The sequence below is a fragment of the Mesorhizobium sp. WSM1343 genome (assembly GCF_055901535.1).
This window is the reverse complement of record NZ_CM148370.1, coordinates 1,489,923-1,502,553: the sequence shown is the minus strand read 5'-3', so window position 1 is coordinate 1,502,553 and position 12,631 is coordinate 1,489,923. Positions and strand designations below refer to the sequence as shown.

The 12,631-nt window shown below is 61.9% G+C and carries 15 protein-coding genes; 7 read left to right on the top strand and 8 right to left on the bottom strand.

Features of this window, described 5'->3' with window-relative positions; genetic code table 11:
* Positions 1-9: 9 nt before the first annotated feature.
* Positions 10-561: an RNA polymerase sigma factor gene (locus tag AC0NIL_RS07270; protein WP_013529285.1), complete on the bottom strand. Its 552-nt coding sequence runs from the start codon at positions 559-561 to the stop codon at positions 10-12.
* A 3-nt stretch (positions 562-564) separates the two neighbouring features.
* Positions 565-768 (bottom strand): NepR family anti-sigma factor, encoded by a 204-nt coding sequence (locus AC0NIL_RS07265; RefSeq protein WP_032809255.1) that lies wholly within the window; start codon positions 766-768, stop codon positions 565-567.
* A gap of 213 nt (positions 769-981) precedes the next feature.
* On the opposite strand from AC0NIL_RS07265, the gene AC0NIL_RS07260 reads away from it, so the two are divergent.
* The 6 genes from AC0NIL_RS07260 to AC0NIL_RS07235 all read left to right on the top strand — a co-directional run bounded on the left by AC0NIL_RS07260 (position 982) and on the right by AC0NIL_RS07235 (position 4,462).
* The gene (locus tag AC0NIL_RS07260; RefSeq protein WP_013529283.1) at positions 982-1,776 is read left to right on the top strand and encodes a response regulator; all 795 of its coding nucleotides are present in this window, start codon (positions 982-984) and stop codon (positions 1,774-1,776) included.
* Positions 1,777-2,003: 227 nt separating this feature from the next.
* Positions 2,004-2,171 carry a DUF1328 domain-containing protein gene (locus AC0NIL_RS07255; protein WP_013529282.1) on the top strand — a complete coding sequence of 56 codons (168 nt, stop codon included), beginning with the start codon at positions 2,004-2,006 and terminating at the stop codon, positions 2,169-2,171.
* A gap of 179 nt (positions 2,172-2,350) precedes the next feature.
* Entirely contained in the window at positions 2,351-3,382 is a 1,032-nt protein-coding gene (locus AC0NIL_RS07250; protein ID WP_063169141.1) for a sensor histidine kinase, read from the top strand.
* A gap of 123 nt (positions 3,383-3,505) precedes the next feature.
* A complete protein-coding gene (locus AC0NIL_RS07245; RefSeq protein ID WP_013529280.1) occupies positions 3,506-3,685 on the top strand; it encodes a hypothetical protein in 180 nt (59 codons plus the stop codon).
* Between the two features lie 121 nt (positions 3,686-3,806).
* The gene (locus AC0NIL_RS07240) at positions 3,807-4,133 is read left to right on the top strand and encodes a hypothetical protein (protein ID WP_013529279.1); all 327 of its coding nucleotides are present in this window, start codon (positions 3,807-3,809) and stop codon (positions 4,131-4,133) included.
* A gap of 83 nt (positions 4,134-4,216) precedes the next feature.
* The gene (locus tag AC0NIL_RS07235; protein WP_013529278.1) at positions 4,217-4,462 is read left to right on the top strand and encodes a YMGG-like glycine zipper-containing protein; all 246 of its coding nucleotides are present in this window, start codon (positions 4,217-4,219) and stop codon (positions 4,460-4,462) included.
* Between the two features lie 95 nt (positions 4,463-4,557).
* Here AC0NIL_RS07235 and AC0NIL_RS07230 read toward each other — a convergent pair whose 3' ends face one another.
* From AC0NIL_RS07230 to xylF, 4 genes are all read right to left on the bottom strand, one after another.
* Entirely contained in the window at positions 4,558-6,186 is a 1,629-nt protein-coding gene (locus AC0NIL_RS07230) for a CHASE domain-containing protein (protein WP_275954323.1), read from the bottom strand.
* Between the two features lie 94 nt (positions 6,187-6,280).
* Positions 6,281-7,114, bottom strand: coding sequence for an ATP-binding cassette domain-containing protein (locus tag AC0NIL_RS07225; protein ID WP_275954324.1), 834 nt, complete (start codon positions 7,112-7,114; stop codon positions 6,281-6,283).
* A gap of 11 nt (positions 7,115-7,125) precedes the next feature.
* Complete coding sequence (locus AC0NIL_RS07220; RefSeq protein ID WP_013529275.1) at positions 7,126-8,478, bottom strand: sugar ABC transporter permease; 1,353 nt, start codon at positions 8,476-8,478, stop codon at positions 7,126-7,128.
* Positions 8,479-8,620: 142 nt separating this feature from the next.
* The gene (gene xylF / locus AC0NIL_RS07215; protein WP_013529274.1) at positions 8,621-9,661 is read right to left on the bottom strand and encodes a D-xylose ABC transporter substrate-binding protein; all 1,041 of its coding nucleotides are present in this window, start codon (positions 9,659-9,661) and stop codon (positions 8,621-8,623) included.
* Positions 9,662-9,930: 269 nt separating this feature from the next.
* On the opposite strand from xylF, the gene AC0NIL_RS07210 reads away from it, so the two are divergent.
* On the top strand, positions 9,931-11,178 hold the full coding sequence (locus AC0NIL_RS07210; protein WP_275954326.1) for an ROK family protein: 1,248 nt from the start codon (positions 9,931-9,933) through the stop codon (positions 11,176-11,178).
* A gap of 16 nt (positions 11,179-11,194) precedes the next feature.
* On the opposite strand, the gene phoB is transcribed toward AC0NIL_RS07210, so the two are convergent.
* Entirely contained in the window at positions 11,195-11,884 is a 690-nt protein-coding gene (gene phoB, locus AC0NIL_RS07205) for a phosphate regulon transcriptional regulator PhoB (RefSeq protein WP_010911896.1), read from the bottom strand.
* A 16-nt stretch (positions 11,885-11,900) separates the two neighbouring features.
* Positions 11,901-12,608, bottom strand: coding sequence for a phosphate signaling complex protein PhoU (phoU, locus tag AC0NIL_RS07200; RefSeq protein WP_013529272.1), 708 nt, complete (start codon positions 12,606-12,608; stop codon positions 11,901-11,903).
* Positions 12,609-12,631 lie beyond the last annotated feature (23 nt).

The following is a 12,631-nucleotide window of genomic DNA, read 5'->3' as shown; positions in this document are numbered from 1 at the left end:
CGATCGCGGTCAGCTCGCCGGCGAACTCGTTACCTGGGCCGAAATCGCGTCCGGACCATACTCGTCCTCACCTGATATTTTCAGGATCTCCTGCAAGCGGGTACGGGCTCGGCTGACGCGGCTCTTGATCGTCCCCACCGCGCAGCCGCAGATCTCCGCGGCCTCCTCGTAGGAGAAACCAGATGCGCCGATGAGGATGATGGCTTCGCGTTGGTCCTCCGGCAACTGCTCCAGCGCCCCGCGAAAGTCCTTAAGGTCGAGTTGGCCGTGCTGGGCCGGATGAACGGCAAGCCTGGCCGTCATGATACCGTCGCTGTCCTGCACTTCGCGCCCGCGCTTGCGCATTTGCGAATAGAACTCGTTGCGCAGGATGGTGAAAAGCCAGGCCTTGAGATTGGTGCCGGGCTGGAAGCTCTCATGCTTGTCCCAAGCCTTGACGAGTGTTTCCTGGACGAGGTCGTCGGCTTTATCGGCATTTTGCGTCAGCGACACAGCAAACGCGCGCAGACTTGGGATTGCCCCAAGCAGATCAGTCTTGAAGCCTTGTGAGACCGCGGCCATGCCTCAGTCCTTCTTCTGTGCGGGTTCAGCCTGTTCCAGTTGGCTAAGCAACTGGGAAAAGCGATCCGGCACATCGTCGGAGACCAGCGCGTCGTAATATTGTTTGAGTTTGCGTCCGATTTCGGAGTTCGGCCCAAGAGCGTCACCAGAACCGTTCCGGCGCCTGCTCTCGGCGCCAGTCAGAATATCTTTCGTCATATCCTTCATTTTGCCCTTGTATTCCCAGCGCTCAAGCCGCTCTTACCGTACTCAACACAACGCAAGCGGCGCCCTCGTCTGGTTGCCCATCCCCACCACAAACGCCACTTCCCGGCTTTTGTTCCGTCGAGGTGGAACTTTTTCAAAAAATCCGCGTTATCAGGGCTTGCAGTCAGCTTGACCTGCTACGCAATCGCGTCATTCTGAGGGAGACGTCTTACCATGAGCTTATCCGCCACCATCGCACCACATCTGCCCTTCCTGCGCCGCTTCTCGCGGGCTGTTTCCGGGTCGCAAGAGAGTGGTGATGCGCTGGTCGCTGCGATGCTTGAGGCCATCATCGCCGATATCGAGATATTTCCCGAAGCATCGAGCGACCGCATCGCGCTGTACAAGGTTTTCGCCAAGCTTTTCACATCGGTCGCCATCCGCGTTCCACAGGAACAGGCGCAATCGGCGTGGGAACAGCGCACCGCCGCCAATCTGAATGCGATTGCACCACGGCCCCGTCAGGCCTTCCTGCTCGTGGCGGTCGAAGGCTTCAGCGAGGAGGAAGCGGCTGAGATCCTTGACGTCGGTGACCAGGAGTTTTCAGAGTTGCTTGCCCAGGCGAGCAACGAGATATCCCGTCAGGTGGCAACCGACGTTCTGATCATCGAGGATGAACCGCTGATCGCCATGGATATCGAAGAAATGGTCGAGAGCCTCGGGCACCGCGTCGTTGGAACGGCGCGCACCCATGCCGAGGCAGTGATGATGTTCGGCAAGACGCGGCCGAAGATGGTGCTGGCCGACATCCAGCTTGCCGACGGCAGTTCCGGCATCGAGGCCGTGAACGAAATCCTGTCATCGACGTCGGTGCCGGTCATCTTCATCACCGCCTTCCCCGAGCGCCTGTTGACTGGTGAACGACCGGAACCGGCCTTCCTGGTCACCAAGCCGTTCAATCCCGACATGGTCAAGGCGCTGATCAGCCAGGCACTGTTCTTTGACCGGCAGGCGAAAGCCGCCGCATAGTCGGGAATTGGGAGTGGAGGAATTGACGAACCCAAGGCGATAGCCTCGCTCCCGAATCTCTCCAGATGATCAATTCGTCACTTCGTGCCGCCTGATGCACCCGGGCGGCGACGTTGAATTCCTGCGCTTCCGCTCGAACGATTTGCAAGCACGGTCTTTTTCGGCAAAGGGTGGGAACAAACCGCAACCACCCACGTTTTCATCGCACCATTCGAAGGAGATGGATCATGCTTTACTGGGCGCTCGTATTTCTCGTCGTTGCCATCATCGCCGGCGCGCTTGGTTTCGGCGGCATCGCCGGTACCTCCGCCGGCATAGCGCAGATATTGTTTTTCATCTTCCTCGCCTTCCTGGTCATTTCGCTTCTTGCGGGCCTGTTCAAACGGGCTTCGTAAGGACGGACGGCCGAACACTGGAAGCCGCACCCCTCAAACGGTTTCCAGCCACCGCCGGGCGGTGTCCCTCAAAGGACGCCGTCCGGCGGACCGTTTTTAGCGGCGGGTTTTCCGGAAACCTGTTTGGAACCCATTCAACGATGAGCCGTTCAGCCTGAATTGGGTGGACAGATTGGCCGATGGGTTCCAGGACCGGAAACAGGAAAGACGCCGTGCAAAGCGATGAAGTCATCGCCCTCCATCCCGCCGACAGCGGCATGCAGCTCGGTCGTGCTCTTCTTCACGCGTTGCACAATGCCGGCATTTCCGTTCTCTACCAGGATCGCGAGATGAAAACCGTATGGGCGCGCAACATGCGTGCGCCCTGGGTTTCGGACACCGCCGACAGCATCGGCATCCTGCCGGAGGCGCAGGCCGACCGCATCGGCGCGGCCAAGCGCGACGTCATTGCATCCGGCAACCCCCAACGTCTCGAGATCAGCGTTCCCGTCGAGGATGGCAGCCGCTGGTTCGAGGTGTGGATCGATGCCGATCACGGCGATGGTGGCACCGTGCAAGGCGTCGTCACCACGATGGTCGAGACGACGGAGCAGAAGCGCCGCGAGCAGACCCTGACGACGCTGTTGCGAGAGGTGAGCCATCGCTCCAAAAACCTGCTGGCGATCATCCAGAGCATAGCCACCCAGACCGGCCGCTACTCCGACAGCATCGGCGATTTCCTGACACGCTTTCGCGGCCGGCTGCAATCGCTGGCCTCGTCCCAGGATCTCGTGACCTCTTCCAACTGGCGGGGTGCAGCACTTCGCGAACTCGTGTCGGGCCAGGTTGGCCGCTATGGCGGCGATCCGGTTCGGAGCCTGAGGTTTCAGGGGGCAAACCCCTATCTCAATCCCAACGCTGCCTTGCATATCGGCCTTGCGATGCATGAACTCGCCGTCAATTCGGTGAGCTACGGCGCCCTGTCGCGGCCCGGCGGGTACGTCAATGTTACAGCCAACCTGACCGCCGACGACACGGGAACCTCCCTGTCCCTGACATGGGCGGAGGCAATCGGCGCCAGTGATGTCAGGCGTAGCGAGAAGCGCTTCGGCAGCGTCGCACTCGAACGGGTCGTGCCGGCGTCACTGAACGGAACGGCGACGCTCGAAATCGCGGCTGGCCGCCTTGAATACCGCCTTGTCGTTCCGCACGGCAATTTCGAGACGGATTGAGCGACCTTCCTTAACCCGCCGTTCACCATAAAAGCAGATGCTGTTTTTCCCGGATACCGCTGGAACTTGTTGCATCACCGAACATTTCCGCAGCAGGATTTGCAGCATGGTGGGAGGAATGCCTTGACGGTTGCCGACATGAACAGACTGGAGCAGGCCGCCCGGATTTCCATGGGCGAGTTTGAGGACTCCGAGGCTTCCGCGCCACCGCTGGCTCCTGTTCCCAACGGAGCTTTGCGCCTTGTTGCGCTGGCCTTGGTGGCGGTGATCATGGCGGTCGCCCTGCACCAACTGGTCTACTAGGCCACCTCGTTTCGGCCGGTGGCCGAATCGGCTGTAGCGCCATCTTATTTCCCCGGCCGATCAAGCCAGCCAGGAACTTTGGCGAATGTAGATCGTTACTATGGCGAGAGGACTTCTCGCCATGGAACATATCGCTGCATTGTTGCTGGTCATCGGTTGCTCGAACACGATGGCCGACTGCCGTGAACTCCAGGTGCCCGTAAGCGTTTTCGCGACGGCCGAGCAATGCGTGGCCGAACGCCCATTCGTCTTGGGCGACGTGCAAGGGCAGGCTGACCACATCGTCGCCAAATGTCTTGCGGTCGATCCGGCGCTTGAGGACGACTATGATCAGATCGTCTGGAATGTGCGCGCCGATGGTACGCTTGACGCGTCTTTGGCAATTTCCAGCCTGGTAATGGCATCGAACACGATACGCCCAGAAAAAGACTATCTTCACCAACAATAGATTGCAGCAGCAAAGGCCGTCATTTCATGCTAAATGGCGGCTGGAGCTTACTAAAGTGAGGACACAAAGTGAGGAGTGACTCTATGCGGAAGATGATTATTGCCCTGGTTGCGGTGGTCGCGGTCAGCGGCTGCACCTCGACTGAGAAGGACGTGGTTGGCGGCGGCTTGATCGGCGCCGGTGTCGGCGGCTTGGTCGGCGGCGGTAAGGGCGCGCTGATCGGCGCGGCCGTGGGTGCCGGTTCCGGCCTGCTGGTGCGCAACCTGCGCAACGGCTATTGCCAATATCGCGATCATCGCGGCCGGATCTACACGGCTCGCTGCAACTAATTCGGCGATAATCGAAACGTCGATCCGGAGGCCGGTCCGCCGGCTTCCGGGTTTTTGATGTCTGGATGCTTCCCCCTTGTCGGCAACGGTCGCGCTCAATTGGCGAGTGGAATTTTGATTTCCACGTTCAGCCCATTGGCTTGGTAATCCCGTTTGATCGTACCGCGCAATTCGCGCGTCACGTTGAGGTCGATCAGCTTGGTGCCGAATCCGGTCTCGGCGGGCGCTTCAAGTTTCTTCTGCCCGTTTTCGCGCCAGTTGAGAGCCAGCATCCTGTCGCGCCCTCGGCCTTCGAGCGACCAGTCCACCTTCAGCGCCCCAACGGAATTGCCGGCCTCGCCGTATTTCAGCGCATTCGTCGCCAGTTCGTGGAAGGTCAGGCCGAGCGCTTGCGTCGTGGTTTCGTCGAGCAGCACCTGTGGTCCCGACAACAGCTCATCGGGCAGCTCCTTGCCGAACACCTGACCCAGCTCGATGCGCAGGAGATCGCCAAGATCCGCCTTCTGCCAGCGTGAGCGCGTCAGCATGTCCTGGGAGGCCGCCATCGCCTGCAGCCTAGCCGAGAAGGACGCTGAAAACTCGTTGACGTCGGTCGCCCGCGATGCCGTCTGACGCGCGATCGCCAGCACCCTGGTGATCGAATTCTTGATGCGATGCTTCATCTCCTGCAGCATCAGGTCTTTTTCGATCAGGCTCTTTTCCGTCGTTTCGTGCAATCGCGACGCTGCCTCATAGGCCCGCTCCTGATAGCGCGCCACAAGCGCGATTGCGCCCGCCAACAGCAGGCCGAACAGCCCCAGCATCACCGGAATGGCGCGCGACGACGGCTGCGAGAAGGCGCTTGTCGGCCGGAACAGGACAGTCCATGGCTGTCCGGCGACGATGATCTTTCGCGTGACCAGCAGCCTGTTCCCGAAAGTGGAAGCCGGCGGCGTCTCCGACCGGAACAACAGATTGTCGCCGTTCACGGCACCATCGCCATCATAGATTTCGGTGTTGACCGGCAAAAGCGGCGACCGGCTGAGCGCGGTCTGGAACAGATCGCGAGCCCGAAAGGCCGCATAGAGAAAACCTGATGTCGAGGATCTCGAAGCATTGATGACGTCGGGAGCGGTTTCGACATTGAGCCGCACGAAAACGAAGAAGCCGGTGAACGTCTGCGCGGCGCCCGTGTCCTGGCCCAGCTGCACCAGCCCGCTGGCGTGCTGCTGGTCGTCGGACATCGCCTTTTCGATCGCCGCACGCCGCACCGGTTCGCTGAACATGTCGTAGCCGATGCCGGCCTGATTGGATGAATCCAGCGGTTCGAACAGCACGATAGGGGTGCGCCAGGGTTGCGTGGTATCCGGGTAGATTGGATGACTGACGCCATAATCGTGCAGCATGTCGCGTTCGACCGTCGCCTCGTCGCCCGTCTTTGCCAGCCTGAGGAAGCCGATGCCGCGCAAGCCGGCGAAATTCTTGTCGACATCGAGCGCAGTGAAGAACGCCTTGAACTCACTGCGAGAAATACCGCCATTGCGGGCGTCGAACAGGGCCTGCGTCGAGCGCAGCAGCGACAGATGCAGGTCGATGCGGCTCTCGATCCGGTTGAGCGCATCGTCGGCAGTCGCCTCGAACTTGATGCGCGCGGCTTCCTGCGTGGCGAAGTAGGCAAAACCTGCCATCACCATGCTGATCAGCGCGACGGCGATAAAGGCGATGATCGGGAAAAGCTTCTTCAACGGATCGTGCGGTCCCTGAGCAATGTCGGACCTTTATGCGCAAGTCGCCCTGCCAACACAATGCCAAGGCCAAGCCATCCCTACGGCTGGCATATCACGTGTCCGGCAACCGCGATCTGGCTTGATCTCGGGCCGCGATCTTCAGCGCGCCCGGTCCGGGAATGGCGCCTGGCGGGCATTTGCCCAGAATGATCATGCCCAGCACCTCGTCCTGGGTGACATCAGTGGTGCGGGCGGTGCCGACCACCTGGCCGTTCTTCATGACGCAGACCCGGTCGGCAAGCTCGAACACATCGTGGATGTCGTGGCTGATCAGGAAGATGCCGATGCCGTCGGACTTCAGCTGCTTGACCAGTTCGCCGACCTGCGCCGTTTCCTGCGGACCAAGTGCGGCCGTCGGCTCGTCCATGATCAGGATGCGGGCGTTGAACAGGATCGCACGCGCGATCGCCACCGATTGCCGCTGGCCGCCCGACAGCTTGATCACCGGCTCCTTGAAACGCTGGAACCGGGGATTGAGCCGACCCATCACCTTGCGCGCCTCGGCCTCCATGGCAACGTCGTCGAGCGTTCCCCAGGCGGTCATCAACTCGCGGCCGAGGAACAGATTGGCGGCGGCGTCGACATTGTCGGCCAACGCCAGCGTCTGGTAGATCGTCTCGATGCCGTATTTCTTGGCGTCGCGCGGGTTGGAGATCGATGCCTCCTCGCCGTTGACGAAGATCTGGCCCGAATCGCGCTTGTAGGCGCCGGACAGGATCTTGATCAATGTCGACTTGCCGGCGCCATTATGGCCGAGCAGCGCCACGACCTCGCCGGGGAAAAGATCGATCGAGGCGTCGTCGACGGCGCGGATGCCGCCAAACGCGATCGAGATGTTCCTCATGTCGATCAGCGCGGTGGCTGCAGGAGCAGTCTTGTCAGTCATGGCATGCCCTCCTAGACGCGCTTGCGATAGACGGTGTCGAGCCACACGGCGATCACCAGTACGGCGCCGACGACGATGCTCTGCAGCGGCGAGTCGACACCAAGCAGCACCATGCCGGACTGCAGCGATTGCATCAGCAGGGCGCCGAGCATGGCGCCGATGATCGTTCCCGACCCGCCGGCTAGCGACGTGCCACCGATCACGGCGGCTGCAATGACGAGCAGCTCGTCGAGCGTTCCAAGCACGTTGGTGGCCGAATTCTGCCGGGCCGACGAGATCGCCGCGGCAATCGTGGCCAGCACGCCCATGATCATGAACACCTTCATGGTGATCCAGCGCGTGTTGATGCCGGCGAGATTGGCCGCCTCGGGATTGCCGCCGATGGCGAAGACATAGCGGCCGAAACGGGTGCGGTTGGTGATGAAGGTCATGACCAGCCCGACGGCGACCGCCATCAGCACCGGTATGGCGATACCGTGGGCGATGAACAGGCCGCCTTCGGGAACGGTGATGTTGTTGGCGGCCGCATATCTGTTCACGATGCCGATCGGCCAGGGGTAGGAGTTGGCGAGCCAGACCGCACCCATGATGGCGCCGCAGGTGACGACACCGAGCAGCGCCTCGGCCCAGATCGGACGTAGCGGAAAACGGAAACGCTTGCGCTGCACCCGCCCGTTGAACAGCCCAAACACCACGGCGAGGCAGGCGACGATCCCGACAACCCAGCTCCAGGTTGCGCCGATCGATCCCGCCGGCCCGCCGCCCATCAGCTGAAAGGTGGCGTTAAGCGGCGCCACGGTCTGGCCTGATGTGACCCACCAGGCAGCACCGCGCCAGACCAGCAGGCCGCCCAGCGTCACGATAAAGGCGGGCACTTCGAGATAGGCGATGACGAAGCCTTGAAAGGCGCCGATCAACAGGCCGAGCGCCAGGCCGATGACCAGCGCCAGGACCCAGATCCACGGATTGCCGAGTTCGAGCCCGACAAAACGCACCAGGAAATGCACCTGGGCAAATCCCATCACCATGCCGATCAGGCCCTCGGCGGAACCGACCGACAGGTCGATGTTGCGCATGACGATGACCAGCACCATGCCGCAGGCCATGATGGCGACCGCGGATGTCTGCACCGACAGGTTCCACAGATTGCGCGGCGTGAGAAAGGTGCGGCTGTCGAAATCGAGCGGATTGACGCCGAGGCGCAGGCTTGAAATGACATGCAGCCCAATCCAGATGACCAGCAGCGCGCCGATCATGCCGAGCATCCGGGTGTCGATCTCGGTCGCCTTCAGGAACCGGGCGACGGCGCCGAGTTCCGACGCGCGCGCCGTATCGGCCTGCGGGTTGGACGTCGTGTCGGTCATGATTTCCTCCCACCGGCTGGCCGTCTGACGCGCATGCCGGAGCCCAGCCTAGAAGCTATCCGCATGATGCGGAAACACAATTCTTTGAGAAAACGCCGCGGCTTTTGGGCCGCGGCGTTCAGATATTTCGAAGTGGTCCGGATCAGTTACAGGCCGCGACGGTGCCGGCAGCGACACCCGCGCAGACTTCGTCCTTCTTGATCCAGCCAGCGTCGATGACGACGTTGAGATTGTCCTTGGTGATGGCAACCGGAGTCAGGAACAGCGACTTGACGGTGTTGCCGCCCGGCGTCGTGAAGTCCTTGGCGCCGGCGATGTCGCTCGTCTTCTTGCCGTCGGCCAGTTGCGAGGCGATCTCGGCGGCATTCTTGCCGAGCTCGCGCGCGTCCTTCCACACCGACACGGTTTGCGTGCCCAGGGCGATGCGGTTCAGCGCGGCGTGGTCGCCGTCCTGCCCCGAGACCGGCACGGTGCCGGCCAAGCCTTGAGCCGTCAGCGCCGCGACGACGCCACCGGCAGTGCCGTCATTGGCCGCGACCACCGCGTCGACCTTGTTGTCGTTGGCGGTCAGGAACTGTTCCATGTTCTTCTGGGCGTTGGCGGGCAGCCAGCCATCCGTGTAGGCTTCGCCGACATTCTTGATCTTGCCGCTGTCGATGGCTTCCTTGAGCACTTCCATCGAGCCCGAGAACAGGAAGTCGGCATTGGGATCGGCACCGGAGCCCTTGATGAAGACGTAGTTGCCTTCCGGCTTGACCTTGAACACTTCGCGGGCCTGCATGCGGCCGACTTCCTTGTTGTCGAAGGTCAGATAGAAAACATCCTTGTTCTCGATCAACCGGTCATAGCCGACGACCGGAATGCCTTCGTCCAGGGCTTTCTGCACGGCCGGGCCGATGGCCGAAGCATCCTGCGCCAGGATGATCAGGGAATTGGCGCCCTGCGAGATCAGGCTTTCGACGTCCGTAAGCTGCTTGCCGGGATTGGACTGCGCATCGGCGGAGATGTACTTGTCGCCGGCGGCCTCGATCGCCGTCTTCATGGCGGCCTCGTCGGTCTTCCAGCGTTCCTCCTGGAAGTTGGACCACGAAACGCCGACGACTTTGTCCTTCGCCTGCGCGACAGACGCGAGCGTCAGCGACATGGCGGCACCCGCCAGGATGGCGGCTGTGAATCTTTTCATATTATCCTCCCTGCGCCGCGTATGGCGCGACCAAACTGGCCCGAAGGCCGGCACAAAGGCCCTATTTTTTCGAGCCTCGAAAAAATACTGGGCCAACGCCCGAACGCTGTCAACATCGATTCTGATGGATTTTGATGTCGTTTCGAATTTTTTTCGGGCCTCGGAATAAATAAATGACACGGCGCGCGGCTTCTGCCAGTATTTGACCGCGTCACCGACAGCGTTCCAGGGCAGGAAGAACCGCGGCGACCGGGAGGATATGAAAGAGCATGTCGGTCGGAATCCGCCACGACGATTTGCGCCGCCGCAACCGCGCGATGGTGATCGCCGCGGTGCGCCGCGCCGGACAGCCGTCGCGCACCGAGATCGCCGCAACCACAAGCCTCAGCCATTCGACGATCTCGGCGATCTCATCCGACCTGATCGTCGAAGGCATCCTGACCGAAAGCAAGCCGAGCGAGGCCGGCTCGCTCAAACGCGGCCGTCCGCAGGTCGGCCTCAGCCTCAATCCGGAAGCGGCCGCGGTAATGACCGTGGTGCTGTCGCTGAACTTCCTCTCGGTCGCCGTCATCGACTATGCCGGCCAGGTAATATCCGAGGAACAGCGCCGGCTCGACACGCTGACGATGTCGCGCGACTCGCTGATCGGTGAGTGCACGGCAATCGTGCGGCGCCGCCTGGAAGATCCCGACCTGGACGTGCGCAGCATCGCTCGTATCGCGCTGGCCGTCCAGGGCATCACCGACACCCGTGCCCGCGCCATGCTGTGGTCGCCGATCACGCCGCACACCGACATCGCCTTCGCCGACATATTCGAAGAGGAGTTCGGCGTCCCCGCCATTATGGAGAACGACTGCAACATGATGGCGGTGGCGCTGCGCTGGCGCGATCCCGATCGTTACCGCGACGATTTCATCGCTATCCTTTTGTCGCACGGCATCGGCATGGGGCTGGTGCTGAAGGGCGAATTGTTCACCGGCACCCATTCCTCGGGCGGCGAATTCGGCCACATGATTCATCGGCCGAACGGGGCGCTGTGTCGCTGCGGACGGCGCGGCTGCGTCGAAGCCTATGCCGGCAATTATGCCATCTGGCGCAACGCGCGGCAGATGGGCGAGGATGCAGAACCCGTCGCCGATGTCAGCGACGTCGACATGCGCGCCCTGGCTGCCGCCGCCCGCGAGAGGGACGGGCCCGAACGGGAAGCCTATCGCAAGGCCGGCGAAGCGCTCGGCTACGGCCTCGGCAGCCTGTTTGCGCTGATCGATCCGGCGCCGGTCGCCATGGTCGGCGTCAGCGCCGCCGCCTTCGACCTGATCGAGCCGGCATTGCGGCAAGCGATTGCCCAGACCGCCGGCGGCCAGCATTCCAAGTCGATTTCCTTCGACACCGAGCCGAACGAACTGCCGCTGATCCGCGAAGGCTGCGCCATGCGGGCGCTGATCTTCGTCGATCAGGAGATTTTTGCGCCGGGCGTGCAGGCGAGATCCGGTCTCGGCGGCAAGAACGTGGCGTGAGTTCAAACGAGGGAGTTCAGTCCTCGCGAATGGCGTAACCCGCCCCACGGATGGTGCGGATGACATCGGGCATACGGCCGTTGTTGACCGCCTTGCGCAGCCGGCCGACATGCACATCGACCGTGCGTTCGTCGATGTAGATCGTCTCGCCCCAGACATTGTCGAGCAGTTGGCTGCGCGAGAACACGCGGCCTGGATGGCGCATCATGAATTCAAGCAGGCGGAATTCCGTCGGCCCGAGCCGGATCTCGCTCTTCTTGCGATAGACACGGTGCGACTCGCGATCGAGCACGATATCGCCGACCTTGAGCACGCTGGACAGCACTTCCGGCTTGGCCCGGCGCAGCAGCGCCTTGACCCTGGCCATGAACTCCGGCGTCGAGAAAGGCTTGACCAGATAGTCGTCGGCACCGGTCGAGAGGCCGCGCACGCGGTCGCTTTCCTCGCCTCGCGCGGTCAGCATGATGATCGGCAGCCGCTCGGTCTCGGGACGCATCCTTAGCCGGCGGCAGAGTTCGATACCGGAAACCGCAGGCACCATCCAGTCGAGCACCAGAAGGTCTGGAACGTTCTCCTGCAGCCGGATTTCGGCCTCGTCGCCGCGCGTCACCACTTCGACCTGGTAACCTTCGGATTCGAGATTGTAGCGGAGCAGCACGCCTAGCGGCTCCTCATCCTCCACCACCATGATGCGTGGCGCGATCATCGGCTGGTCACCCCTGTCATGCCGCTGGCGCGGACATTGCCGTCTCGTCCTGCTTCGGACGGTTGGCTGGCAACTGCGTGCCGGTCAAAACATAATAGGCATTTTCGGCGATGTTGGTCACGTGGTCGCCGATCCGCTCGAGGTTCTTGGCGCAAAACAACAGGTGCGTGCACGCCGTGATGTTGCGCGGATCTTCCATCATGTAGGTCAGCAGTTCGCGGAACACCGATGTGTATTTGACGTCGATGCGTTCATCATTGTTTCTGAGCGTGGCAAGCGCTGCCGCGTCAGCGGCGGCATACTCGTCGACGACCCCCTGCACCTGGATCAGCACCAGCTGCGCCATTGCGTCGATCGAATGCGAAAGGTCGTGCGGCGTGACGCTCAGCCCGACAGTGCCGACGCGCTTGGCGATGTTCTTGGCAAGGTCGCCGATGCGCTCGAGGTCGCCGGCCATGCGGATCGAACCGACCACCGCACGCAGATCGTTGGCCATCGGCTGGCGCTTGGCGATCAGCGTGATGGCGCGATCGTCCAGCTCGCGCTGGCGTGCATCCATGATGGCGTCGTCGGAAACCACCCGCTGCGCCAGCGCATTGTCCGAATTGAGCAAAGCCCTGGTCGAGCCACCGACCATCGAGCGGGCGAGATCGCCCATGTCGCGGATCAGCTGGCTGATCTGCTCCAGATCCTCATCGAAAGATGCGACGGTATGTTCACCCATGATCTTCGTCCCTCATATGCCAG